At 43.3% G+C, this 24,410-nt stretch carries 31 protein-coding genes and 1 pseudogene; 11 read left to right on the top strand and 21 right to left on the bottom strand.

Going from position 1 to position 24,410, the window contains the following annotated elements; genetic code table 11:
* Window positions 1-11 precede the first annotated feature (11 nt).
* Window positions 12-340, bottom strand: a pseudogene (gene leuS / locus GBV73_RS01065) (leucine--tRNA ligase); the annotation flags it as partial.
* Window positions 341-386: 46 nt separating this feature from the next.
* Here leuS and GBV73_RS01070 point away from each other — a divergent pair.
* A complete protein-coding gene (locus tag GBV73_RS01070) occupies window positions 387-1,034 on the top strand; it encodes a phosphoribosyltransferase (RefSeq protein ID WP_042698990.1) in 648 nt (215 codons plus the stop codon).
* Window positions 1,035-1,046: 12 nt separating this feature from the next.
* Window positions 1,047-1,340: a hypothetical protein gene (locus tag GBV73_RS01075; RefSeq protein WP_042698993.1), complete on the top strand. Its 294-nt coding sequence runs from the start codon at window positions 1,047-1,049 to the stop codon at window positions 1,338-1,340.
* Here GBV73_RS01075 and GBV73_RS01080 read toward each other — a convergent pair.
* On the bottom strand, window positions 1,331-3,106 hold the full coding sequence (locus tag GBV73_RS01080; RefSeq protein WP_253910272.1) for a DUF4932 domain-containing protein: 1,776 nt from the start codon (window positions 3,104-3,106) through the stop codon (window positions 1,331-1,333). The genes GBV73_RS01075 and GBV73_RS01080 overlap by 10 nt on opposite strands.
* 80 nt (window positions 3,107-3,186) lie before the next feature.
* On the opposite strand from GBV73_RS01080, the gene GBV73_RS01085 reads away from it, so the two are divergent.
* Window positions 3,187-4,146, top strand: coding sequence for a metal ABC transporter solute-binding protein, Zn/Mn family (locus tag GBV73_RS01085; RefSeq protein ID WP_152878780.1), 960 nt, complete (start codon window positions 3,187-3,189; stop codon window positions 4,144-4,146).
* Window positions 4,147-4,152: 6 nt separating this feature from the next.
* Here GBV73_RS01085 and GBV73_RS01090 read toward each other — a convergent pair whose 3' ends face one another.
* The 4 genes from GBV73_RS01090 to GBV73_RS01105 are packed head-to-tail and all read right to left on the bottom strand — an operon-like array spanning window position 4,153 to window position 8,907.
* Window positions 4,153-5,058, bottom strand: coding sequence for an ABC transporter permease (locus GBV73_RS01090; RefSeq protein WP_042698999.1), 906 nt, complete (start codon window positions 5,056-5,058; stop codon window positions 4,153-4,155).
* The gene (locus tag GBV73_RS01095) at window positions 5,055-6,086 is read right to left on the bottom strand and encodes an ABC transporter permease (RefSeq protein WP_042699002.1); all 1,032 of its coding nucleotides are present in this window, start codon (window positions 6,084-6,086) and stop codon (window positions 5,055-5,057) included. Before GBV73_RS01095 ends, GBV73_RS01090 begins: the two co-directional genes overlap by 4 nt.
* The gene (locus tag GBV73_RS01100) at window positions 6,076-7,605 is read right to left on the bottom strand and encodes an ABC transporter ATP-binding protein (protein WP_152878781.1); all 1,530 of its coding nucleotides are present in this window, start codon (window positions 7,603-7,605) and stop codon (window positions 6,076-6,078) included. Before GBV73_RS01100 ends, GBV73_RS01095 begins: the two co-directional genes overlap by 11 nt.
* A gap of 48 nt (window positions 7,606-7,653) precedes the next feature.
* Complete coding sequence (locus GBV73_RS01105) at window positions 7,654-8,907, bottom strand: BMP family protein (RefSeq protein WP_152878782.1); 1,254 nt, start codon at window positions 8,905-8,907, stop codon at window positions 7,654-7,656.
* A 123-nt stretch (window positions 8,908-9,030) separates the two neighbouring features.
* On the opposite strand from GBV73_RS01105, the gene GBV73_RS01110 reads away from it, so the two are divergent.
* The 3 genes from GBV73_RS01110 to GBV73_RS01120 all read left to right on the top strand — a co-directional run bounded on the left by GBV73_RS01110 (window position 9,031) and on the right by GBV73_RS01120 (window position 11,336).
* On the top strand, window positions 9,031-9,486 hold the full coding sequence (locus tag GBV73_RS01110) for a hypothetical protein (protein ID WP_152878783.1): 456 nt from the start codon (window positions 9,031-9,033) through the stop codon (window positions 9,484-9,486).
* A gap of 75 nt (window positions 9,487-9,561) precedes the next feature.
* Window positions 9,562-10,911: a phosphoglucosamine mutase gene (gene glmM, locus GBV73_RS01115; RefSeq protein ID WP_152878784.1), complete on the top strand. Its 1,350-nt coding sequence runs from the start codon at window positions 9,562-9,564 to the stop codon at window positions 10,909-10,911.
* A 2-nt stretch (window positions 10,912-10,913) separates the two neighbouring features.
* Entirely contained in the window at window positions 10,914-11,336 is a 423-nt protein-coding gene (locus GBV73_RS01120) for an EamA family transporter (RefSeq protein ID WP_083965035.1), read from the top strand.
* Here GBV73_RS01120 and GBV73_RS01125 read toward each other — a convergent pair.
* The 6 genes from GBV73_RS01125 to GBV73_RS01150 all read right to left on the bottom strand — a co-directional run bounded on the left by GBV73_RS01125 (window position 11,298) and on the right by GBV73_RS01150 (window position 15,378).
* Complete coding sequence (locus GBV73_RS01125) at window positions 11,298-11,780, bottom strand: flavodoxin family protein (RefSeq protein ID WP_042699017.1); 483 nt, start codon at window positions 11,778-11,780, stop codon at window positions 11,298-11,300. The two genes, GBV73_RS01120 and GBV73_RS01125, sit on opposite strands and share 39 nt — an antisense overlap.
* The gene (locus GBV73_RS01130; RefSeq protein WP_152878793.1) at window positions 11,777-12,358 is read right to left on the bottom strand and encodes a DUF523 domain-containing protein; all 582 of its coding nucleotides are present in this window, start codon (window positions 12,356-12,358) and stop codon (window positions 11,777-11,779) included. The genes GBV73_RS01125 and GBV73_RS01130 overlap by 4 nt, the downstream gene beginning before the upstream one ends.
* A gap of 33 nt (window positions 12,359-12,391) precedes the next feature.
* Entirely contained in the window at window positions 12,392-12,973 is a 582-nt protein-coding gene (locus tag GBV73_RS01135; protein ID WP_152878785.1) for an AAA family ATPase, read from the bottom strand.
* Window positions 12,974-12,985: 12 nt separating this feature from the next.
* Window positions 12,986-13,786, bottom strand: coding sequence for a hypothetical protein (locus GBV73_RS01140; RefSeq protein ID WP_042699025.1), 801 nt, complete (start codon window positions 13,784-13,786; stop codon window positions 12,986-12,988).
* Complete coding sequence (locus GBV73_RS01145) at window positions 13,786-14,061, bottom strand: hypothetical protein (RefSeq protein ID WP_042699028.1); 276 nt, start codon at window positions 14,059-14,061, stop codon at window positions 13,786-13,788. Before GBV73_RS01145 ends, GBV73_RS01140 begins: the two co-directional genes overlap by 1 nt.
* A gap of 120 nt (window positions 14,062-14,181) precedes the next feature.
* Window positions 14,182-15,378: a cysteine desulfurase gene (locus GBV73_RS01150; RefSeq protein ID WP_152878794.1), complete on the bottom strand. Its 1,197-nt coding sequence runs from the start codon at window positions 15,376-15,378 to the stop codon at window positions 14,182-14,184.
* Window positions 15,379-15,508: 130 nt separating this feature from the next.
* On the opposite strand from GBV73_RS01150, the gene GBV73_RS01155 reads away from it, so the two are divergent.
* From GBV73_RS01155 to GBV73_RS01170, 4 genes are all read left to right on the top strand, one after another.
* Entirely contained in the window at window positions 15,509-16,096 is a 588-nt protein-coding gene (locus GBV73_RS01155) for a membrane protein (protein ID WP_042699036.1), read from the top strand.
* A gap of 83 nt (window positions 16,097-16,179) precedes the next feature.
* Entirely contained in the window at window positions 16,180-17,076 is an 897-nt protein-coding gene (locus tag GBV73_RS01160) for a thiamine-phosphate synthase family protein (RefSeq protein ID WP_042699039.1), read from the top strand.
* Complete coding sequence (locus tag GBV73_RS01165; RefSeq protein ID WP_042699041.1) at window positions 17,073-17,369, top strand: VanZ family protein; 297 nt, start codon at window positions 17,073-17,075, stop codon at window positions 17,367-17,369. The genes GBV73_RS01160 and GBV73_RS01165 overlap by 4 nt, the downstream gene beginning before the upstream one ends.
* Window positions 17,344-17,757, top strand: coding sequence for a secondary thiamine-phosphate synthase enzyme YjbQ (locus tag GBV73_RS01170; RefSeq protein ID WP_152878786.1), 414 nt, complete (start codon window positions 17,344-17,346; stop codon window positions 17,755-17,757). The genes GBV73_RS01165 and GBV73_RS01170 overlap by 26 nt, the downstream gene beginning before the upstream one ends.
* Before the next feature lie 83 nt (window positions 17,758-17,840).
* Here the strand turns inward: GBV73_RS01170 and GBV73_RS01175 are convergent, their stop codons facing one another.
* Window positions 17,841-18,596, bottom strand: coding sequence for an MBL fold metallo-hydrolase (locus tag GBV73_RS01175; protein ID WP_152878787.1), 756 nt, complete (start codon window positions 18,594-18,596; stop codon window positions 17,841-17,843).
* Window positions 18,593-19,252 carry a M48 family metallopeptidase gene (locus tag GBV73_RS01180; protein WP_152878788.1) on the bottom strand — a complete coding sequence of 220 codons (660 nt, stop codon included), beginning with the start codon at window positions 19,250-19,252 and terminating at the stop codon, window positions 18,593-18,595. Before GBV73_RS01180 ends, GBV73_RS01175 begins: the two co-directional genes overlap by 4 nt.
* Window positions 19,253-19,336: 84 nt before the next feature.
* Here GBV73_RS01180 and GBV73_RS01185 point away from each other — a divergent pair, with 84 nt between their 5' ends.
* The gene (locus GBV73_RS01185; protein ID WP_004069752.1) at window positions 19,337-20,020 is read left to right on the top strand and encodes an MFS transporter; all 684 of its coding nucleotides are present in this window, start codon (window positions 19,337-19,339) and stop codon (window positions 20,018-20,020) included.
* A gap of 39 nt (window positions 20,021-20,059) precedes the next feature.
* On the opposite strand, the gene GBV73_RS01190 is transcribed toward GBV73_RS01185, so the two are convergent.
* Genes GBV73_RS01190 through GBV73_RS11085 form a run of 7 tightly spaced genes read right to left on the bottom strand, consistent with a single transcriptional unit; the run spans window position 20,060 to window position 24,256 of the window.
* Window positions 20,060-20,962 carry an ABC transporter ATP-binding protein gene (locus GBV73_RS01190; protein ID WP_004069754.1) on the bottom strand — a complete coding sequence of 301 codons (903 nt, stop codon included), beginning with the start codon at window positions 20,960-20,962 and terminating at the stop codon, window positions 20,060-20,062.
* Window positions 20,963-20,973: 11 nt separating this feature from the next.
* Complete coding sequence (locus tag GBV73_RS01195) at window positions 20,974-21,777, bottom strand: ABC transporter permease (protein WP_004069756.1); 804 nt, start codon at window positions 21,775-21,777, stop codon at window positions 20,974-20,976.
* Complete coding sequence (locus tag GBV73_RS01200) at window positions 21,777-22,223, bottom strand: hypothetical protein (RefSeq protein WP_143592314.1); 447 nt, start codon at window positions 22,221-22,223, stop codon at window positions 21,777-21,779. The genes GBV73_RS01195 and GBV73_RS01200 overlap by 1 nt, the downstream gene beginning before the upstream one ends.
* Complete coding sequence (locus tag GBV73_RS01205; RefSeq protein WP_004069760.1) at window positions 22,204-22,635, bottom strand: hypothetical protein; 432 nt, start codon at window positions 22,633-22,635, stop codon at window positions 22,204-22,206. Before GBV73_RS01205 ends, GBV73_RS01200 begins: the two co-directional genes overlap by 20 nt.
* The gene (locus tag GBV73_RS01210) at window positions 22,632-23,816 is read right to left on the bottom strand and encodes a radical SAM protein (RefSeq protein ID WP_004069763.1); all 1,185 of its coding nucleotides are present in this window, start codon (window positions 23,814-23,816) and stop codon (window positions 22,632-22,634) included. The genes GBV73_RS01205 and GBV73_RS01210 overlap by 4 nt, the downstream gene beginning before the upstream one ends.
* A gap of 12 nt (window positions 23,817-23,828) precedes the next feature.
* On the bottom strand, window positions 23,829-24,089 hold the full coding sequence (locus tag GBV73_RS01215) for a hypothetical protein (RefSeq protein ID WP_004069765.1): 261 nt from the start codon (window positions 24,087-24,089) through the stop codon (window positions 23,829-23,831).
* Window positions 24,086-24,256: a hypothetical protein gene (locus GBV73_RS11085; RefSeq protein WP_020953642.1), complete on the bottom strand. Its 171-nt coding sequence runs from the start codon at window positions 24,254-24,256 to the stop codon at window positions 24,086-24,088. The genes GBV73_RS01215 and GBV73_RS11085 overlap by 4 nt, the downstream gene beginning before the upstream one ends.
* Window positions 24,257-24,410 lie beyond the last annotated feature (154 nt).

Consider the following 24,410-nt stretch of genomic DNA (forward strand, 5'->3'; position numbering starts at 1 on the left):
AAAAGAGACCCTCACTCAACAAACACCTCCGGCTTCAGCGGCATCGCCGTCTTCTTCTTTCCTCCTTTGTCCTCCTCGGGGTTGATGATTATCTCGATGCCGAACTCCTTCTCGATGAAGTCCTTCGCCTCCTCTAAGGCTTTCTCCTCGTTTATCCTCTTTACCTCAAAGGCCCTCTCCTTGATGAGACGCTGTATGAGCTTGCTCACGTCTTTGCCGTGCCTCTTCATCTCCGGATCTTCCATCAGCTCCTTGCTACTTTGAAGTCTTTTATCTGGGTGACAACTTCGACAACCTTCCACTTCCACTTGGAGATAGTATAGATGTATGCCTTCTTCGGGAAAAGCTTAAATACTCCCTTTTCATTAACGCCAGTAAGGGAAATCATGAAGAAGTTTCCAGCATACCTAGCTTCTTGGGACGATATAGAGAAGTGGGCCAAAGAAGGAGCTATCAGGATTCTTGAAGAAGGATGGATGCCAGACGTTGTTGTGGGCCTTGCAAGAGGCGGCTGGGTTGCAGCGAGGCTTTACTGTGACTATTTGGGCATTAAAGACCTCGTCAGCATTAAGGTTGAGCACTGGGGGGTCACGGCAACTCCAGATGGGAAAGCCAAACTTAAGTACGGCACGCAATACAATTTTGAAGGTAAGAAAGTTCTGATAGTTGATGACATAGCGGACACTGGAGAAAGCTTAACCTTGGCAAAGAGTTACATTGAGAGCAAAAATCCAGCTGAAATAAAAGTTGCAACTCTTTTGACGATAAAAACCTCAAAGTTTAAGCCAGATTACTTTGGGGAAGAAATTGACTGGGCATGGATAGTCTTCCCATGGAACTTTGTTGAGGATATGATAAACCTTGTGGGCAACCTGTTTGAGGAAAAGGAAGCCCTCACTGCAGATGAAATAGTTGAGCTGTTCAAAGAGCTCCACGGTATGGAGGTTCCGAAGGAAAAGCTTGAAGAGGCTTTAAAATTTGCCCAGATGAGAAAAATATTTAAATGGGATGGGCAATCCTGGCGCAAAGCCTGAGGTTGTGATACCTTGGATAAGGAGGATGTGATAAAATCAATAAGGGAGCACAGCAACTACTCCAGGGAAATCTACAACATGCACGAGGACGCTATAAACGAAGCTCTGGAGCATTATGACAAGCTTAAGGAAGAATATTTGAACGACCATTCGCGCGCCAGAATCGTTAGAATAGTGATAAATGAAGATAACAATCTGCCGCTGGCTATAGAGTTCCACCGCAAGGATGACTCCTTCAAAGGCTTCAGCATAGCAATAGGCAAGCCATACATAAAGAATGGAAAGAACAGCGAGGATCAGGAGTAAAATCCGTCCTCAATGACTCTTCCATCATATATTTGGTAGCTTAGTAGGTAGTAGGTTGGATTTTTATACCTTCTTGTTCCGTATCTATCCGTCCCGGCGATCCATATTATGTAGTTGTCTTGCCGATATGGGTTTTGTATTGCCATTATTAGAGATGTAAGGGGTGAGTTATAGGTTTTGCTGGTAAATTCGATTTCTTTTATATTTTGATCCGTTATTAGAAACGTTCTGACGTTTTTGAATTCAGCATTTTTCTCCAGAATCCATGTTCCGTTTGAAAACACAAATCTCAAGGGAAAGCCTTCATCCAGCTGATCGACGACTTTGTTACTAGCTGGACCTCCAATGAGAATCAGATCCTTCTTTAAATCCTCGTCGGTCACTTCCAGGTCGCTCTTAACTTCTACCTTTATCTCTCCTGTCCACTGGGAATAAAACCTCTGGAGGTAATCTCTAACTATTTCCGCGGTTTTCCTGTCGTAATCCACACCACTTTTGTCCGGATTTTGCGTGCCGTAGACTATGAGCACTTCTCCTTCCTTTACCACATCATCCAAGGCTCTCAAAGGAGTCACGGGTACTCTTTCCTTATAAAGGGCTTTTGCCTTCTCTTCAGGCACTTTTTGGGCTAACTCCGTCAAAATGTTAAGCATGTACTCGTCTAGAGGCTTGTTGTTTTCAACGGCAATTCTGGCGTATTTTTCGTAGAGCTCTACAACCTCTTCGATCCAAAATTCTCCCCATGCTTTCTGCATCTCCAGAGAGAGTTCTGCATAGTCCTTATTTATTCTACTCAGGGCAAAGTATGCCCAGCCATCTGCAAAACTTTCGTATATCATTGTTGCTTCGCCCCAGAAGTGGATGTCGTATGTTGCCAAGTAAGGCATATCCTCTTCTATGGTGTCTTCAAGGTACCTAAGGGGTCTCACCTTGTATCCATAATACTCGCCGAGCTTGGGTGAGGTTAAGTCGTGCCCAAGTTCGTGGTAGATAAACTCCAAAATCCACACTCTGTCAAATTCTGAGTTGTTAACGTAAACACTATTTAGTGGAAGCCCAAAAACTGTGTCCTTTGCCCTAAGAAAGCCCCAGTATGTTTGGGGAGGGTTTCTTCTGACTAATGGATGCATTCCTCCGGAGCCGTAGATTACCGTTTCGCTTATTTTTTCTCTGAAGCTGTGCCCGTGAATACATACCAGATAGGGAAAATGAAACTCAAACCGAACTTTGGTTGAGTTCATATATGACTTCATGAATTCATCTGGAGGAAGCAGGGCTATAGCAGAGGTGTAAACTTCCAGGTCTTCGCTGTAGTAGTTTTCATGCTTCCTGAAAAATTCTATGAAGTTTGTATCCCTGGAAAACTCCCTCAGAGCATCCACTATTTTGTCAAGCTCCTGATCCTGCCATTCTGTGTAGATTCTTTTCATTTCAGGTGGCTCTGAGAACTGCAGAAGATATGCATCAAGAACAAATAACAGATAGTCCTTCTCGGGAATTCTTTTTGCATTTTTGAAGTATTCCCTAAGTACCTCCACCGCTCTGTGGTTTTTGTACGCTCCAAACCACTTCTCTACATCGCTGATGTACTTCCCTCTGTGGATTACAAACTCATCATGCCCAAATGCGAGGTAGTAAACAATGGACAGAAGTTCCTCGTTCGGATTTATTTTCACTAAAACGCTATCTCGCTGGTATGTACTAAGGCTCAATGCCAACAGCAGAACAAGAAGGAAAGCAAGTATCCTACTTTTCATAAGCATCATGCTGTTTTTAGTCTTGGTATATTTAAACCCGCTGCAAAACTTTAAAATACAATGCATCAATTCTGTTAGGGTGACCTAAAATGAAAAAGGTAGTGGCAATGCTGTTTGCACTTATCCTTCTTTCTCCATTAACTGTTGCCCAGGAAAAGCCTTTAGTTGTTACAAGCATAGCGCCCATAGCAGAGATACTCAGGGAAGCCTTTGGGGACGCTGTTCAGGTGGAATATCTTGTTCCTCCGGGCGTGGATCCACATCAATATCAGCTTACACCGGAGCAGATTGAGGGAATCCAAAGGGCAGACGTTATAGTTACACTTGGCCACCTGCCAGCTGAAGAGAAAATAGAGGAGCTCGAGCAGGAAGGCATCTTGAAAGGAAAAGTTCTTGGGATAGGGGATTATCAAAAATATGGCTTCCGCTATCTCCCCGAGAGGTGGTATAACAACAAGCACAACCCACACGGCATTTGGCTTGACCCTTACAATGCCCTTGCCATAGCAAAGGCTGTGGAAGACGCCTTGGGATTCTCGGCTTATGATTGCCGGTTTTTAGAATTTAAGGCAAAGGTTGAGGGGGTTGTTTTAGCCTACCAAAAACTGGGTCTGGAAGGAAAGAAGGCATTAGTAGAGCTTCCCTCACAACAGTATGCTCTGGAGTGGATGGGAATTGTGGTGGTCGGCTCTATCCTGCCTGAAGAAGAGGTGCCGGCCAAGAGTGTGGATGAGCTCCTTGATGTTGCAAAAACGGTTGATGTAATAGTTTACTCAGAGGAGTCCCCAGAACCGTTAAAGAGTGCCGCCCTTGAGCTTTCAAAAAGAACTGGGGTTCCAGCGGTCGAAGTTTCGATCATGTGGAGCGGAAAAGACTACACTGATATTTTAACTCAAAATTCGGCCAGCGTAGCATCAGCATTTAGAAGCTGTGCTCCGCAGCAAGGACAGGTATTTCAGCAACCAAACCTCAACACAACGTATATCCTCCTCGCCCTCGTGGTCGGCATTACCCTTGGGACAGCTGTGGGAGTAATAATAAAAAAATGAAAGAGCTCACTCTCTCTTGTAGGGCTTTCCATCGGCCTTTGGAGGCCTTACTTTTCCTATTATTCCTGCCACAATGATCAATGTCACTAGATATGGAAGTGTAGCAACGAACTGCCATGGGACGATTCTCTGGATTTCTGGATTCGTTCTTACCCACACTGAGAGATTATCGAAGAATCCGAAGATGAATCCACCAAGGAGAGCCCTTAATGGGTTCCATCCGCTGAACACCATGTTTGCTAGGGCGATAAATCCTCTACCTGCTGAAAGCTGCTTTGTGACAGTTCCAAGCCAGTCAACGCTCATGAAGGCTCCTCCAAGACCTGCAAGCATTGCCCCGTAGACTGTGGCTAGGAATCTGTAGCGTTCGACGTTTATACCAAGAGCATCCGCTGCTTCAGGATTTTCACCCACTGCCCTTATTCTAAGCCCTAATGGAGTTCTGAAAAGAACCCAGTGGGTTAAGATTGCTATGGCAATTGTTATGAGAACCATTGGGCTTAGGCTTCCGTATGGAGTGTTTATTATCGGCGCAACTCTAACGTTCGTTGGAACTTGGTGCTGACCGGCAGTTCCCCAGTATGCTGTAATTCCAAAGGCAACTACACCCAGTGCTAGGAGGTTTACACCTATACCGGGAATTACATGGTCTCCCTTCAGGTAGACTGTGATAAATCCGTGAAGCATTCCAAGGAGCATGCCCACAAAAGCCCCACCAATAAGACCGATCCAGGGATTGCCTGTGATTTCTGCGAATATTGCTCCGAAGAAGGCACTCATGAGAATTATTCCCTCGTATCCTATGTTTACTACACCTGCTCTCTCGCTCACTGTAGCCCCCACGCTTGTAAGCACTAGTGGAACCATGGCCGTCAGTGCTCCAATAAGTATTGAAATAACTGCCTCGATCATCTTCTCACCACCTTCTTTAGAAGGTCTAAAAGTCCTGGAATTGCAATGGTCACAACTATAACTCCCTGGACAACTTTTACCATCTCTAATGGCACTCCTGCCTCAATCTGCATGCTTGTTGCTCCAGCTCTAAGCATTCCAAAGAAGATGCCGCTGAATATTATTCCAAGCGGGTGATTTCTTCCTACGAGGGAAACCCCTATTCCATCAAATCCATAGCCGTATATGTTCGCCATTCCCTGGCTTATTGCATAGCTTGGGGGCCTCCCCATGACTTCTGTTGCTCCAGCAAGGCCGCTCATGATACCTCCAAGTAAGAATGACCATATAATTGCTTTCTTCGGATTTATTCCACCATAGCGGGCTGCTCTCTCATTGTACCCGCTCACTCTGAGCTCGTAGCCCAGTTCCGTGTGCCATAAGATGTAGTACGTTATGAGGGCCGCTATTACGGAAATCGCAAATGCCCATGAAAGCTCGGTTCCTTTCATTATTATTGGGAATCTTGCGCTCACCGGAACTGCCAGTGTCTTATTCGGGTCTTCTGGGTTAGGTATTTTCTGCAGGACGATGTAAAGGGCTATGAAGTATGCCATCCAGTTAAGCATGATGGTGGATACAACTTCGTTTACTCCTCTTAGAACCTTTAGAATTGCTGGAATTGCCATCCAGGCCATTCCTGCTAGTATTCCACCAAACAGGCCCATTAAAACGTTTCCCCAGAGATTTGTTAGTATGATTGCCATTATCGCTCCGAAATACACCGTACCTTCTCCACCGATATTGAAAAGCCCTGTTCTCGCTCCTATTCCAAAGGTCAAAGCTGTTAGTATTATGGGAGTTGCGGAGCTCAGTGTCATGGCTAATCCGTACTTTGAGCCTAAAGCTCCGTTGAAAAGTGCTATGTATGCTTCAGCTGGGCTGTATCCGGAGAATGCCAGTATAATCGCACCTACTAAGATTCCAATAACTATTGCTACTAGGCTCTCTACAAGTGGCTTTGTGAACCCTTTGATATCAACTCTCATTCTTGATACCTCCCATCATCAGTCCTATTTGCTCCTCAGTAACTTCTTCGGGCTTGACTATACCCACGAATTTGCCCTCGTAGATTATTGCCATTCTATCACTGAGCTGCAGCACCTCATCCAAGTCTGCAGAAACCAAAAGAACTGCTTTGTTTTCGTTTCTGAGCTTTATGAGGTAGTTTCTTATGTACTCAGTTGATGCAACATCTACACCTCTCGTTGGCTGAGAGGCAATTATAAATTCCGGCTCTTTGCTAACCTCCCTTGCAACTATGAGCTTTTGCTGGTTTCCTCCACTTAGACTCTTTGCGGGGGCTTCTATACTTGGGACGGAAACCTCGAAGTCCCTCACAAGTTTTGCAGCATGTTCTTTAACTTTGTCCCACCTTATAAGTCCCAACGGCCCTCTAAAGGCCTTTCTCCAGTGGAGTCCAAGAATTGAATTTTCAGCCACGCTCATTTCGATTACAAGACCCATGTGAATTCTATCTTCTGGGATATGTGCCATTCCAAGGTCGTAAAGCTCCCTCGGTGGCCTGCCGGTTATATCCTTCCCGTTGAGAATTACTTTGCCTTTTTCTACTTTTCTCAACCCGCTTATTGCTTCTATAAGCTCGGTCTGCCCGTTGCCCTCTACACCGGCTATACCGAATATCTCTCCGGCTCTCACTTCAAATGTCAGCCCTTTTACTGCGTCTTCCCCTCTGTCTCCCTTTACCCACAGGTCTTTTACTTCAAGCACGGGCTTTCCAGCTTCTTTCGGTGGCTTCTCTATTTTGAGAACAACCTCTCTCCCAACCATCATTTTGGCGAGCTCTTTTGGAGTTGTTTCTCTTGTATTGACAGTCCCGATTAGCTCTCCTTTTCTTAGAACGGTTACCCTGTCGGTTATCTCCATGACTTCCCTCAGCTTGTGGCTTATGAATATTATCGTTTTGCCCTGGGACTTTAGCTTTCTGAGGACCTCAAAGAGCTCTTTAACCTCTATCGGTGTCAATACTGCTGTTGGTTCATCAAGTATGAGGACATCGACGTCTCTATAGAGGGTTTTTAGTATTTCGATTCTCTGCTGGACACCGACTGGGAGTTTTTCAACTGGCACGTCAAGAGGAACTTGGAAATTTAACTCATCCATGAGTTTTTGCAACTTCTCCTTCGCTTTCTCAACATCTATCTTTGAGAAAAGACCATGACCTTCCATTCCGAGTATGATATTGTGAAGTCCATCAAAAACATCAACAAGAGTAAAATGCTGGTGAACCATGCCGATTCCATTTGCAAGGGCATCGGCAGGACTCTTAAATCTCACTTCTTTTCCATTAACAAAGATTTTACCCTCTGTTGGATGGAGCATTCCGGAGAGGATTTTCATTAAGGTTGTTTTTCCAGCTCCATTCTCTCCCAATAAACCGTGAATCTCACCTTTTTTTACGGAAAAATCAACACCTTTCAATGCTTTTGTACCATCTGGGTATACCTTGACGATTCCTTTCATTTCGATAATTGGAACTTCTTCCATGAATGCACCTCCAAGGAGCTGTAAAATTTAAAATATAGAAAGGAAAAATCAGCTGCTTTCCCATTCTTTCGCTAATTCTTCCATCTCTTGCCAGGTTTCGGCGTTTCTTATGGCTTCTATCTGGTCTTTTGTGGTTGCCATTGGAACCTTTATTTCTCCGCTCTTGATCTTCTCTTCAAGCTCGCTCACCGCTTGCCAAATCCAGTCCGGAACTTGGTTTCTTGTCTCTTCAAGTTTGGCGAAGAGTTCATCCTCGCTGTTAAGGCCGAGCTCTTTAAGTTTCTGCTCCTTGGCGTCTTCTGGCAATGAGTTGAACATCTCCTTAACATCATCAATGCTGCTTACTCCAACACCATCCTCTTTTAGTCCGAGCTCCATTACTCCTCCTTTCCATGTTCCTTTGACGACACTTTCTACAGCCTTGTAGACACCGACGTCAACTCTCTTCATCATTGAGGCAATTATAACTCCCGGCTTAATCCAGTCTTGCGCTGAGTCGACACCAACGGCAAATGGTGGCCCCATGTCTTTTCCTTGGCTCTGGAGGTATTCATAGACCGCATCAAATACACCTAATCCCGTCGCACCTGCTATCTGGTAGATAACCCATGCTCCCTGTCCAAGCTGAGCTTGAGCAGCGGTCTTACCCTTTGCAGGGTCGTTAAAAGCACCGGTATAGGTGTATAAGACCTTGATATCAACGTCCTTTCCAGTTTTTTGTTTGTAGTAATCTTCAGCCCAGGCAACACCGAACATGTAACCGCCTTCGAATTTATAGAGTGGTGGGATTTCAACACCAAGAACAGCACCTACTTTGTCTTTACCGTCGTTTGCAGCTATTAGCCCGGCCAAAGCTCCGATTAAAGCAGAACCTTCGTTTTCTTTGAAGAGAATGCTCACGACATTTGGCTTATCTGGGATATACCCATCAACGATGGCAAACTTCTGGTCGGGGAACTCCTCTGCCACCTGCTTTACGGCATCCTCCATCATGAATCCAACTGCGATAATGAGGTCATAGTCGCCCTTTTGGGCCAAACTTCTAAGGTTTGGTAAGTAATCGGACTCACTGTTGCTTTGTACCTCTTTAAGTTCAAGGTTGAAGTCCTTTGCGGCCTTTGAGGCTCCAAGGTATGCCATATCGTTGAAGCTTAAGTCACCTCTTCCACCGACGTCATAAACCAGTGCGATTTTTCCTTCATATTGGGGCGTGCTTGTTGTCTCTCCGCCTATACAGCCGCTTGCAGCAACGCTAAATAGTAAAATTCCTACTAAAAGCACTGTTAATCCTCTATTTTTCATTAGTTCAACCTCCAGGGGGTTATCGTATGGGGGTGAGAATAAGGGAATATATACTTTATGGTCATTTTTGGATAACAGCCTCAGGTTTTTAAGGGGTTTAGCTCTACCAAGTGGAGGGGGAACATGCTTAAGGAGATAGCGAGCCTTGAAAAAGGTGTGGTTTTACTTACGGGGGATGCTAGGAAGCTTGCAAAGATATTTCTTAACTCGTGGCTTTCTAAAGGCAAAGTTTTTCTTGCGGAATACCTACCTTTTGAGATTGACTATCCAGAAAATGTGTTTATAGGGAGCATTGAAGAGGGAGTTGGATTTGACGGCTATTTGCTCTATTCACTCCTCTCCAGGCCAAAATCGGAGAGGGCTAGGTATTATTCGTTCATATCAGAACATAGGGACAAGCTTATTATCATATACGAGCCCAAGTATCTTAGGGATTCCCTCTTTAGATACGCCCTCAAAGATTTTGTGGATTATCTGATTGCTTATAAGCGCGAAACGATGGGGATGGATAAAGTTGATGTTTATAAGCTCGAAGAGGGTAGAGTTGTTGAAAAGAAAACATATGTGAGAAGATTTTGATGGAGGCAGAATAAAAAATCTTTTTAACTTGTCCTTGTACTCCCTAGCGTTTAGCATTCATAAAAGGTGATCCTCATGGGAAAGTACTTTGGGACAAGCGGTATACGGGAAGTCGTCAACGAGAAATTAACCCCTGACCTTGCTCTAAAAGTCGGAAAGGCTTTGGGCACTTTTCTTGGTGATGGGAGGGTAGTTGTGGGGATGGACACCAGGACGAGCGGTGAGATGCTTAAAAATGCCTTAATTTCTGGTCTTTTAAGCACCGGAATAGATGTCATTGATATCGGCCTTTCTCCCACTCCATTAACGGGCTTTGCAATAAAGCTGTATGAAGCCGATGCTGGCGTAACGATAACAGCTTCGCACAATCCACCCGAGTACAACGGCATAAAGGTGTGGCAGCCAAACGGAATGGCCTACACAAGCGAGATGGAAAATGAACTGGAACGAATCCTTGAAAAGGAGAAGTTCCAGCAGGCATCTTGGGATAGAATAGGCGAGCTAACAAGAGCTGACCCAAAAAAGGAGTACATAAAAAAAGCCCTTGAGATGATAGAGCTTTCAAAAAGTTATAAGGTTGTTGTTGACTGTGGAAACGGTGCCGGGAGCATAGTTTCGCCCTATCTTCAGAGAGAGCTTGGAAATAAGGTTGTCTCACTTAACTCCCATCCATCTGGATTTTTTGTAAGGGAGCTTGAGCCGAACGCCAAGAGCCTTTCAGCTCTTTCGAAGACGGTGAAGTCCCTTGGGGCTGATGTCGGCATAGCACACGATGGAGATGCAGATAGAATTGGCGTTGTTGATGATCAGGGGAACTTTGTTGAGTACGAGGTAATGCTTTCCCTCATAAGCGGTTACATGCTGAGAAAGTTTGGAAAAGGAAAGATTGTCACCACGGTTGATGCTGGCTTTGCCCTGGATGACTACGTTAGACCCTTGGGTGGAGAAGTCGTTAGGGTGAAGGTTGGAGACGTTGCGGTTGCAGAGGGGATAGCGAGGGAAAAAGCCGTCTTCGGAGGGGAGCCCTCTGGAACTTGGATAATTCCGCAGTGGAACCTTACTCCGGATGGAATCTTTGCTGGAGCCTTAGTTCTTGAAATGATCGACAAGCTTGGCCCTCTGAGTGAACTGGCGAAGGAAGTCCCGCGCTACGTAACGCTAAGAGCCAAAATCCCCTGCCCCAACGAGAAGAAAGCAAAGGCGATGGAGCTCATAGCTAGGGAAGCTCTGGAGAGCTTTGATTACAAGAGACTAATAGACATCGACGGGGTAAGGATTGAGAACGACGACTGGTGGATTCTCTTCCGCCCGAGCGGGACGGAGCCTATAATGCGCATAACCCTTGAGGCCCACACAGAGGAGAGAGCTAAGGAGCTTATGGAGAAGGCAAGGAAGCTCGTGGAGAGGGCCATAAGGGAGGCTTAGACTTGGAAATTCCCATCTACATATTTTATGCTCTCCTATCGGCAATATTTGCAGCCCTGGTTGCGATATTTGGAAAAATTGGTCTTGAGGGGATAGATTCAACTCTGGCCACTACGATTAGGGCGTTTATCATGTTCATGTTTCTGCTTTTAGTTTCAGCATTTCAAGGAAAGCTGAAGGGAGGAATAACTTCAAGGCAATTTGTCTTTATAGTCCTGTCTGGCATTGCTGGGGCGCTTTCTTGGCTTTTCTACTTTTTGGCACTAAAAACGGGAAGTGTCAAGGCTGTTGTGGCTATAGACAGGACTAGCGTGGTCTTTGCAATAGCATTTGCATGGCTCTTGCTCGGAGAAGAGGTAACTTTGAGGGCTTTCATTGGGGCTTTATTAATAGTTATCGGCGCCATTTTGGTCTCGTTGAAGTGAGGCTAGCCTTTTTGCAAACCTTCTTGCTCTTTCCAGGTCCCTATCATCCGGATGCCCTTTGTTCAGCCCGCCTATTTTCGCCAGCCAGCCGTTCGTGTCCCAGCCCCTGCAGGAGAACTCTCCAACTATTTCAAACCCTTTCCTTTTTAAAGCGTTTCTTAGCTTCCGGTGATTAATAAATGGGATATTTATCCCGGCCGTTGAGAAAATGAAGGTTTTCTTTCCTTTTACCGTCGGGAGCTTTTCTATGGGGTCGAAGAGGGCTTTGTGGTGCTTCCAGTAGTAGATTCCGGAGCCAAAGCCTATGAGGTCGTAGTTTAAGAGCTCTTCAGGCATGATTTCCCACGGCTTAACGAGTTTCGCGTTGAGAACTTCTGCCATCGCTCTGGCTATCTTTTCAGTGTTTCCGTGATGGATGGAGACGTAAACGATGATAGCGTTCATATTGCATCCTCCACAACTTTTTTCAATTTTTCAATGCTCTCTTCAATATTATCTTTGTCAAATTCTAAGTAAACAGCATCAGGGAATCTCTTTTTTAGAATTTCAAATAACACCCCTTCTCCGGGAACTATCTCAAAGCCCTGCTCTCTCATCAGCTCTTTTGACCGCTTTATTCTTTCTCCCTTGGAAAGGTAGAAGAACTCCTGAACGGCTTTATAGGGAAACTTTTCTGGATTGCTGGAGGTTGTGTTGAACACTCCACACGTTGGCGAGCCCTTGACTCCAAGAAAAATAACCTTTTCTGGCTTTTCTTCCGTTAAAACCCTTCCAACGAAGTCCGCAATGTTTTCGGCTTTTTCTCCCATTCCAAGCTTTTCAAAAACTTCCCTGCTCATCGGAGGCCTTGGCCAGCCTATGAGCTCATATTCCGGGCAGGGATATGTTAGGATTTTTATCTCCGTCTTGTGCTCTGAGAGAAAGTTCAAAAGCTTTTCACTTGTCTTGTACTCCTTTTCTTTTGGGCCGCGATAAACGTAAAAAGGGCTGAGGAGACAGGGAGCGAGGACTATCATTATCATGAATCTCACCAGCAAAAATAACGCTCCCGAACCTTAAACTTTTTTCGAGTTCAGAGCGCTTATGATTTCCTCGACCTTTGCCTTCAGTTCTTCCAGAGTCCCCTCGTTTACGATTAGAAAGTCAGCCAAATATTTGAGCTTGCTTGTGTGATAAAGCTTCTCCTCGGCTTCGTCGGCTTTTAAAAAGTCTTCGAAGCTTTTTATCACTTTGTCCTTCCCTGCGTTTCTCTTTTTTAGGCGTTCGTACCTTTTCTCTGGGCTTGCTTCAACATAAATTATAACCCCGCCCCGCTTTTTTATTGCTTCTATTTCTCCTCTTGAGCGGACTCCATCGATGACGACATTTTCGCAGTTTCTTTTCTTATCCAGTGCAAGTCTTATCAGGATGTCGTCTCCATACTTCTCTTTCAGGTATTTGCCGTATTCGATGAGCTTATCCCTCGTTGGTTCGGCTTTTTCTGGGACTTCTGGGATCCATGAGTATTCGCTCAGGTTGTGGGTTAGAAGGTCAATTAGCGGGTCACTACATGAAACCCTGCAAAACCCCCTCTCTTCAAAAAACTTTGCGACCGTGGTTTTCCCGGCTGCGATTTTACCGACAATTCCTATTATCATTATACCACCGGGTTACTTTTTCCATGCCCACCATATTAAGTTTGCCCCATCCGTGGATTCCATGAGTCCCTCAGCTACCATATCCACTACGAAGTTGATCATAGCCTCTTTGTCAATCTGAACGGGCTTCTCAAAGCCGAAAAAGTATTTGGCCTCAAAGAATCCGATGTGGAGGAATCTTAAGGGGTTTAAGAGGACAACATCGTCAATAAACTTCAAATCGAAAGGAAAATCTGCGATGACAAGCTCAATGCCTTTATCGGTGGCAATATCCTTCAGCTTTTTCTCATCTGGGTAAAACAGCTCTCTAAGGGAGCCTTCTATTGGTTCATAACTTATTTTTGGAAATGTGTACTTGAGGCCAACTTTCTCAGCGTCCAGCCCGAGTTTTTCAGCAAAGCCTATCATTGCCTTTGCGTTGAAGCTTAGAAAAACAAGGGCTCTTTCATTTACTTTTAGCTCGGGCCACTTTCGAGGAGGAAAACTGAGCTCTGCCTCGATTATTGGGGTTAAGAACTCCAGAAAAGTCCCTTTAATTCTTTCTAGATTCTCCTTGAGCTTTTTCTGCTTTATAAGCAGGTCCAGCTTTGAATATACCGTAACCTGCTTCACACCGAGCTCTTCTCTGAGCTTCCCGATTACAAAGCTGTTTCCGATTATTGCGCTTTTGTCGCTTCTGTCTCGTGCTATTATAAACAGCTTGTCGTTCTCGCTATCGTACCTAATTTCATCTATCACAAACGGCACCAGAGGAAAACCGTTTTCTTTTCTTATCTTATTGACCCGTTCTGCTATCGCTTCCGCCGTAAACATCAGCCCACCCTGTATGCCTTGATGCACTCGTAGATTTCCTGGGCAATTTTTAAAGCTTCCTCCTTGTTGTCGGTCTCCTTGACTATAATTTTTCCGCTTGGAAATATGCTTATGTCATAGGTTTTTCTAACAAGGGCTAAGAACTTGGTTACTCGCTTTATCTGGTAGCCTTTCTCCGCTAAGCATTCACAGACCTCTTCGAGGTCTAAATCAAACTTTGCCTGTGGAATAACGTTTATCGCTTTCATACTTGTACACGGCTTCGCCACCAGCATAGAATCACCAACTTGAATTTATGAACTGTACTTCATAAATCTATTGTGCTAACAGGGGACATTGCCTCTCAAGAGGGTTTAGAAAATCCCGGGCGATTCCCAAAAAGTTGAAAAAAGAAATCACTTTAAGCTTCTTACAAGCTCCTCCATTACTCCAAGGAACGTTTCAACTTCTTCAATGCTGTTATACACATGGAAAGACGCCCTAACTGTTCCATTTATGCCCAACTTCTTCATTGCCGGCAGTGCACAGTGGTGGCCGCTCCTCACCATAATGTTGTGCTCATCCAGAACTGCGGCGACATCATGTGGGTGAAGCGGGGGAACGTTGAAGCTTACAACTCCCGCATGCTTTTTGAGGTCTCTTGGCCCGTACCACGGAACTTCAAGCTCCGTTAAGCCTTCAGTTGTCCTCGTCACGAGCTTGTGCTCCTGCTTTTCGATTTTGTCCAGGCCTATCTTTTCGATGTACTTTATTCCGGCAGCGAGACCTATCGCTCCGCCTATGTTGGGTGTTCCGGCTTCATATCTTTCTGGTGGATTTGTGAGCTTGTAATCGTAAATATCAACATCTTCAATCGTTCCTCCACCTATCAGAGGAGGCTCGAACACATCAAAGAACTCTTCTCTTATGTAGAGAACTCCTATTCCGGTTGGGCCCATTGGCCCTTTGTGTCCCGAAAATGCCAAGAAGTCTGCGTGAAGTTTGTTAACGTTAACCTCCATGTGGCCGACGCTTTGGGCTGCATCGACAACAAATATTGCTCCTTCTTCTTTTGCCATCTTTCCGATTTCTTCTACTTCGTGGATGACTCCAAGGGCATTGGAAACATGCTGTATGGCTACAAGCTTTGCACCTTTGATTTTCTTCTCTGCATCTGTTAGGTCGAGGTTGCCCTCGTTGTCTCCCTCAATTATCTCAAGTTTCAATCCAAGTTTTTTAGCCAGCCTCTGCCAGGGCAGCAAGTCGGAGTGGTGTTCATAGGGAGTTGTCACTATCTTGTCTCCTTTCTTGAAAACTCCTTCCAGTCCGAGAGCCGCCAAATTCAAGCTTTCACTCGTGTTCTTTGTGAAAACAATCTCCTCAAACTTAGCTCCGATAAACTTTGCTGTAATCTCCCTTGCCTTTTCATACTCATGGGTTGCCTTTTGAGAGAGCCTGTGCACTCCACGGTGGACATTTGCCCTGTATTTCAAATAATACTCGTCCATGGCCTCAACAACTGGTTTGGGGGTTAGAGAAGTTGCGGTGTTGTCAAAATATATGACCTCCTGCGTTAAAGGGATATCTTTCCGAACATCTTCGGGTATTCTCATGCCAACCACCGTAGAATTTATTTTCATGGAACATATAAATGCTTTGCTTCTCATTTTTGTCCTCCCAAATATTCCGATTATGGAACAAAATTTTATAAAGATTGGAACAAAAGCACGGGTGGTGGTTTAAATGAAGGCTAGGGAGATAGGATTGATTGGGCTGTTGTTGAGCTTATCTTTGATGCTGGAAGTTTCCCCGCTTAAAGTTCCCACTCAATGGGGAATGAGTATTGACTTTGTAGCCGTACCTATAGTGGTTGTCTACATTTTGTTGGGCTTCTGGAGCAGTATAACGGCTTTGTTCTTGCTGTTTTTGGGGTTAAGTTTGGTATCCCCTGCTTCCTGGTTGGGGGCCAGTATGAAGTTCTTTGCAACCCTGGGGGTGCTGATAGGTCTTGAAATTGCTAAAAGGATCACAAGGTTTGACTTCAAGAACTACAAGAAGGAGAGAGACCTTGTAATATTTGTGCTTGTGGCGTATCTGATAGGAATTGCGATAAGGATCCCCGCAATGGTTGCAATGAACTACTACTATGCCCTACCGCTGTGGCTGGGCATTCCAAGAGAACAAGTAATTCCAACTATTGAAGAGTGGTTCCATATTCCCTTCTGGCTGGTGATAGGCATCCCAAATGCCATCCAGAGCGTTGTAGATGTTGTGCTTAGTGTTCTCGTCTCTCTGCCGGTTGTTAGGGCTCTGCCGCATATCATTGAATGAGCCCTATTTTTATTTTTCTGCAAAGCTACCATCTCTGGAAAGGTTTATAACTTAGTTTTAAAAATGAACAACTGGTGAAGGTCATGAAGACGCCCTGTGAATTCTGGGCTGAGGAAGTTATGCCCAACCTTAGGGCGAATGTTGCTCGGATTTTATACTCCAAAGGCTTAACCCAGATGAAAATAGCGGAACATCTGGGAATTACCCAGGCAATGGTCAGCAAATACCTAACCGGGAAGTATAAGAAGTTGGGTGGTGAGCTCGGCAGAGAAATTGAAAAAGTTTCTGAAGAAGTTGCGGGGCTTATTTTGTATGGGGCTAGGAAAGAGGACGTGGTGAGGTTTCTGAACAGGAAGTTCTTTGAAATGTTTAAAAGTGGCGTTCTCTGCAAAGGTTATTTAGAATACGTCGGAAGTACGGATGAGTCGTTATGTGGGGAGATATTTACTGAAGAACCCTCAAGAACCCAAATTTTAGAGGAGCTATCCTTGGCTTTAAATGAACTGCTTCGTGATGAGAAGTTCTTAGAGCTCATACCTGAAATTAGGAGCAACTTTGCCTATTCTCTTCCAAATCCAAAAGAAAAGAATGATGTCGCAGCAATTCCAGGAAGGATAACGGTAGTAAAAGGAAAAGTTTATGCTTTGCCTCCGGAGTTTGGGGCAAGTGAGCACATGGCGGAGGTTTTAATAGGGTTGTCTGAAATTTTCCCCGAGATTAGAAGCGTTCTGAACATAAGGTACGATGAGAAAATATCTGACGCTCTTAGAAAAGCTGGCTTCAAGGTCGGTACTGTGGAAAAAAGCGAGAGGAGTGAGGAGGAAACAGTTAAGCTGATCCTCGATGAATTCAAGAAAAAAGGCGTTCTTGATGCTATAATAGACAAGGGTGGATTTGGGATAGAGCCCTGCGTTTATATCTTTGGTAAAAACCCCGTGGAGGTTGTTGAAAAGGTTAAGAAGCTGGAGAGTCTCCTATGAGGCTTTTGAGGTATCTATACCTTATCTTTTTGGCCTGTGCTAATCTCTCTCCCAAAGTCCCCTCTGCTGGAATAGCAGGAGGAGACAAAATAGCCCATTTCTTGGAGTTCTTCGCTCTTGGCCTGATGGGTGAAAAGACCTATATGGTCTTTCCGGTCGTTTTTGAATCTCTACAGCTCTTTATTCCGGGAAGAACTTTTTCTTTTATGGACATGGCCGCAAATCTAATAGGGTTCGGAGTGGGTTACTTAATCTGGAGGTGGTGGAATGAAAGTGGTAACGGAAGAACTTAGATTTTCCACGAAAGGCGAAATCGACTTGATAGATATAACCTCTGAAGTTGAGGAGATAGTGGAAAGGAGTGAAATCACAAATGGCCAGGTTCTTGTGTTTGTTCCCGGAGCAACTGGGGCTGTGGTGACGATAGAACACGAAACTGGTCTTCTTGAAGATTTTAAAAGAATTCTGAAAGAGATCGTGCCTAAAAGTGCCGGCTACAAGCATGATTTGATAGACAACAATGCCCACTCCCACCTAAGGGCTACTCTTTTGGGCCCTTCACTGGTGCTTCCGGTTGTTGATGGGAAGGTCGTTAGGGGAATATGGCAGCAGATATTCTTTGTGGAGCTTGACGTAAGACCAAGAAGGAGAAAGGTGGTTGTTCAGGTAATGGGAGAGTGAAAACTCGCTTGGGTTTCTCATTTTTATGATTCTGTTCCAATGATTTTTCCTTGGAGAAGGGCTTTTGAGGAGCTCTTTCTCGTTTAAATCCCCAAGTGCATAAAGTCCCTTCCAACTATTCCTGCCTCTCCGACCTTTTCTTCCAGCTCCTCATGGGTGTAGTTTGAATGGCTTATATGCACAAATAGCGTTTTTACTGCATTGACTTTTTGTGCGAGCTTAACGGCATCATCCACCCCGAGATGGGTTCTGGGAATTGAATGCTTGTGGGTCATCTCTGCGACGAGAAGATCAGCTCCTTGAATTTCTTCCAATGTTTTCTCATCTCCCAAAATTTCTGGCCCCGTGTCTCCAGTTATGGCGATCCTTTTCTCCCCTATCTCTAGGATGAATCCACCGGCAACTTCTCCGGGCTGGTGAACAACTGGAAAGTGATTTACCTTGAAGTTTCCAAAATCATACCATTTGTTGAACTCTAAGGGGATGTATCTCCACTCTCTCTGCCCTAAAAAAGTTTCCTGCAGGAGCTTCGCAATGCTAAGGGTTTTCTCATGGGAGTAAAAGATAACCTCTTTAAAAACCTGTAGCTCGGGAAGCCCGGCAATGTGGTCAAAGTGGGGATGAGTTATAAAAACCCTCTCGATTTTTTCATTTAGGTGCTTTAGATGGTAATAAAGGTCTGGAGAGGGATCTATGAGAGCTCTTATCTTTGGAATGTACATAGAAAACCTCGTTCTTCTGTACTGCGGGAACTTCCTCGCCCTTGTGCAGTTCTCGCAGTTACACAACGCTTTAGGTGTCCCGCTATATGAGCCGGAACCCAGAAGGATAACCCTCATTTTTCTCCCTCCAAAATTTCCCTCCATACCGGGTTGTTATGAACAATTATCCACCAATCCTTAAGTTCTTTCCTCTTTTTCCTCCAGTCTGGATGGGATTCCTCAACCAACGTCCAAAACTTTTTGGAGTGGTTCATCTCAACTAAGTGGGCTACTTCATGTGTTACGAGATAGTCAATGAGCTCAGGAGGAAGAGTGAGCATTGCCAGATTGAAGCTCAGGTTTCCCTTTGGGGAACAGCTTCCCCATCTCGTCTTCTGCTTTCTAATGAAGACTTTTCTTGGTTCAACACCCAGACTTATGGCACGTTCTTCAATAAGAGGCATTATCAATGCCCTAAGTTCGTCTTTTAGAGTTCCCTCAAGCTTTCTTTTGTCTGAAAGGTCTAGAACTCCGTTGCCAATGAAAACTTTTCCATCTTTGGATGGATAAAACTTTCCGAGATATGGAAACCCTTGAATCTTTTTTGCTTCCTCTATCCTTTTCAACTTTGAGAGTATCCAGTCTTCTTTTTCTTTTAGAAACCTTTCAACTCTTCTCGTTGGAGAAACAACGTAAAGCATGCCCTCCGGGCTTACGTAGATTCTCACATATCTTACCCTTCTCACGCTGACTTCGTACTGGATCTTCTTCCCATTAAGGTCTATTTCCGGCATATTATCTCTTTGAAGCTTGAAGCTTAAGTATTTATCTAATGAGAACGATTTAATATCTTGGAGTCAAACTTCTGTGGGGTAAACATGAAGAAGATACTTTACGCAATCCTAATAGCAGGATTTTTTGCAATACTCGGCTCTACCATGAGTAAATCTCCAACCTTGCCACTCTATGCTCAAAGTTTGGGGTTAAGCAGGGGAGAGATTGGAATTGTTGCGGCGGCATCAACTATAACGGGTATTTTTATGAACTTTGTCTCAGGGCTTTTGAGCGATATCTATGGGCGAAAAAAGCTTCTTAAAATAAGCGGCTTTGTATTCTTCTCTGCGCCCCTTCTTTACTTCTTTGCTAACAATGCTATAGCGTTAGCTTTGGTAAGGGCCTACTATGGGATAGCAACTGCTATATTTGTTCCTGTTTCCCTTGCTTTAATCAGTGACTTATATTCTGAAAAGAAAGGTACTTTTATGGGGATTTTAAGTTCTGCAACTCTCGTGGGGAGAGCCATTGCTCCGTTATTGGCAGGGAGCTTAATATATTTCGCAGGATTTTGGATTGTTTTTATTTTGTGTTCTTTCTTTGGATTTATTACCTTTGCAATAACTTTTACGTTACCTGAAGCAGAAGGAGAATTAGAGAAGTTTGAGTTTTCATTTAGTTCCACCCTCTTTCTTCTTGGTCTGTTGGATGCAGCTGTTTATATGGCTTATCAAAGTATTGAAACATTTTTACCTCTTTTCTACTTTCTTGAAGACAAAGCTTGTTAGGGTTTATTAAGTGGCTGTTTGCTAGCTATTCCAATCCTGCTATTTTTCTAGGATTCCGGTGAATATTTTCTCTATAGGAGTCTCTTTTGGTTTCACTTCATATACATTAATCCCTTGGGTGAGCAATATCTTCATGATCGCTGGAACTTCATCATTATACCTTGAAACCATCACAGAAATTCCCGTGTTTTCCACGTTAACGTTATACCCAAACTTCTCTAAGAGTTCTTTTGCCCTTATTTTTTTATCAACTTTAAACACCACTTCAATGCTACTAACTTTACTTAGTAAATTCTCCAATCTTTCCTCCAAAACGAGCTTTCCCTCCTTCATTATTGCAACCCTGCATTTTACCCCCTCAAAATTCTGGAGCTCGCTTAGAATGTGGGTCGAAAACAGAATGATTTTGCCTTCTTTCAGCATCTCAAAAATTTTGTCTCTTAAGCTTAAAGCTGTTGGAATGTCCAAATTGCTAAACGGTTCATCCAAAACTAGAATGTCTGGATTGTGAAGCAATGCTCTCGCTAAAGCGAGCCTCTTTCTAAAGCCTCTACTTAGATATCCGGCTTTTGTATTTTTGTATTTTTCAAGTCTAAATTCTTTTAGAAGTTCATTAATCCGTTCTTCTTCAACATCATAGATCTTGGCGAAAAATCGCAGATTCTTGTAGACCGTTAGATCTGGATAAACTCTCTCTCCCTCCGGCAGATACCCCATCTTTCTTTTAGCGTTTTCGGGTTCCACCCAAAGATCAATTCCATCAACTACGACCCTACCACTGGAAAGCGGCAAAATACCGGTGATTGCTCTAAATGTTGTGGTTTTACCTGCACCATTGGCTCCCAATAATACATAAATTTCCTTTTTTATTGCGATAAAGCTTAGATTTTCTATAACATCGCCGTTACCATAACCTGCACTGATATTTTCGACCTCAAGCATGAAATCACCCCTTAATTTGTAATGAATGCCAAGCGATTGATGACACGCTTGCCCAACATTGCTATTATTAGTGAAGCTACCAAAGAACAAATCCCCAGGAGCAGATATATCTGGAATGTTCTGTTTAACCCTAATTTTGCCGATGCAAAGGATATTATAATTGGCGTCAAAACTAAAGGCAAGCTCATTAGGTTTATAAGCTCTGAGCTCTTTATTTTTACACTCACTACTAGTCCTGTGCTAATAGAGAACATCATCATTGAAAAAGGAACGAACACTGTGATGATAATGAAGTATAGTGTGGGATGCCATATACTTCCTAGTGCTTTTAGATGTAGATACTGGATGAGGAAGAAAAGAGATGCAAAAGCAAAGCCCCATGAGAGCAAACTGAAGAACACTGTCGATAACAATTTCCCCAGGAGTATCTCGGATTCTGAAAGAGGAGATGAAAAAAGGATTTCCATAGTTTTATTTAATTTCTCATTGAAAAAAGAGGAGACAATTGAAGCATAAGAACTCAAGGCAGATACTAATATTACAACTACCGATAATTGGGATATCAGGGCGGCAAATGTTATTGCATCTTCGCCCATTTTTGCTACTTCATTTTCAGAAAGTCCAAACACTAAAGGGCTCTCAGATATTTGCTCCATGGCAAGCTGTTTTGAATAGGATGTTAAGTACCTTGGTCCACTCACAATCAACAACATTCCAATAACAAGTATAATTACAGCATTTGCTAATAGTCCAGCCAACTGTTTGTTTGCAAAGTACTGCCAGACCTCTTTCATGAGTACTGGCTTAATTCCCATTATTTTCTCACCTCTATGACTTTTTCTTTTATGCTTTCGTCCAGTATAGCATCTATAACCTCATGAATATTATCAAAAGCTAGGTAGTATCTTTTCCCGTCTGTGGCCTCTATGAGCAAGCCAGAATCTGAACTGGCATAGGAAACTACCTCTCCATATTTACCTTTGTATTTGCCAATTCTATACCGGCCAAATTCTAGCCCCCCAAGTCTCCAGACAAGCACATCTCGGTAATCTTTAACTTGGAAATCTCTAACTCTAATTGGAACTGTTCTCCTTTTTGTTTTTATTACAAGAATTACTTGGTTGTTCTCATGTCGAATAATAACTGCATGGGGCACATATGCATCAAAAAAGCCATATTTTATGAGTGCAAGGACTAGCCCAACTATTCCTAATGTAATAAATAAGGACAACAAAATAGAATTATCCACCATTATTCTCACGCTCTTTGTTGTTGTTTTGCATGATGTCCCTCAGTATATCTACGAAGTGGATATCGGTATTCTGCTTCTGGAGATATATAAATTCGTTGGTAAATAACCATAATATGGCGTTTTTTAAGTCATTTTTTATTATCCTCCTTGGGGTTTCTGGATAGATAAGACACAGATGCGTGACAAGGTCTGAAAATTTTACACTCCCTTTTTTCTGGAGTATTTTTATGATCTCCCCCATGGTTGGATTCATCACGGTGATTTTCCATGTAATTGGATTAAATCCCACAACTCTCCCATCTCTCTCGAATCTAAATTTTAAATTTTTGAGTAAGCTGATCATATATTTATCAGAGCTTACTTCAGTTAGCAAACCGTTAATATGCTTATCAATATTGGTTATCAAGCTATTAGTTATCATGTTGATAACACCTCCCTAATATTTCTTGCTAGAATGGACAAATCTTCTTCATTTAATTGTAATATATCCAAGTAATCTGAACCTATCCTTGTCATAAAGAGAGATTTCAACTTGAGGATATCTCTCTCAGTTTTTAGATAGGAGGATATTGATAAAAGCACAGGGTTATCTCTCCATGCATATTCCAAACCTTCTTTCCATAGTTTTTCTATTCCATCTGAAACATGACCGTAAGCCAAACTCAAATATGGAGTGGGAAGAATATAACCTTCTGCACTTATTGAAAGGGAAATCAGTGAGACATATGGACCTATTATGATATGCTCTGTTGGATCGCCAAATTCAATTCTAGTGGAATACTCAAAACTATGTTCGAATATCCACGTTATTAATTTCCTGTATTGATCATCAGTCGGCATTAGTTTCACATGTTCGAAGGTTTCAGGAACAAAATACATTGTGCGAACAGATAAAACCTCAAGTTTGTCACATAACTCAACAGTTTCTGGAAAGTTATCTATATTTAGTTTTGTTGAACAGAAACTTACAATTGTTGGAATATTGTATTCGATCAGATTCTTTATTGCGTTGATAGCTCTGTTGTATGAACCTTTAGGTCTTAGTTTTTCCATAATCTCAGGTCTGGAGCCATCTAAAGATACTTGGACAGCGGCAATACCACTTTCAGCAAGTTTTGAAGCAAAGTTGTCGGATATTAATGAGCCATTAGTTACCATGTTAACATCGATCCCCCTTTCGTTAGCATATTGTATAATATCAAACAAATCCCTACGAAGTGTTGGCTCACCTCCACATAAACATAAGACCAGAACATTTAATTTCGCCAGTTCGTCTATGACATTAAATATCTCCTCTCTGCTGAGTTCTCTGCGAATTACATCTGGAGAACAACCAATGTAACAATAGGGACAATTGTAGTTACATCGATATGTAACATCGATTGCTGCAGAAACAGGGCCCTTTAGATTTTCCGGCCAGATGCGATACTTACGATAAAGACTTCTAAGCTCGCTAAATATCTCTGGGATCTCTTTTAATTCCCCAGCCCTGTAAGGTACATTTGTACCAGTTGACATTTGAATAAATCTGCTGAGAATATTCGAAAAAGAATAATAAAACGTTTGAAGTTCATTTGATAGACTGCCAACACCCAGTCTCATTATCTTCACCTTTTATGTCAAGTTTTTACTCAAGGTGCTATGCTGTATCTTTGGATCTCTAATTAGGGAAGCATTGCCATGTAAAAGCCACTTTGCTATCCATGCTGCTACTCCCCAAACAACTGCGACATACATTGCAGCAATAACCCATACTGCCGCAGCCGCCATAACCGTACCGCCAACATTTAATACATACGCATGGCTTATTGCTATTTCTTTGGTAATTCCTGAAGTAATACCAACATCACCCCCAACAGGAGGCAAATAGCTCATGCACTTTCACCTCCTGAGGTTTTGTCTTTTAACGGTAAGGACCAAATAACTACGAAAAGGACTGGCATAATCTGAGTGAATATTGGTCCTGGGCCACCGACTTCAACTACAACACTTCCAAGCCCGTGTCCAAGATCCTCTCCGATGGGAGGGATATACTCTCCCATTAATACTCCCTCCAGTTTAACATTATGCATAATTTGATATGTTGCTATAAATATTTATTCTTTTCGTAAACTCTAAGGATACTGTTAGGATAAGCTGTGGGGTGTCAGGTTTAAGTTACTGGCAGTACTTTAGAAAAAGAAGGGGGAACATGAA

It is taken from the genome of Thermococcus sp. 101 C5 (assembly GCF_009372125.1).
GTDB lineage: Archaea > Methanobacteriota_B > Thermococci > Thermococcales > Thermococcaceae > Thermococcus_A > Thermococcus_A bergensis.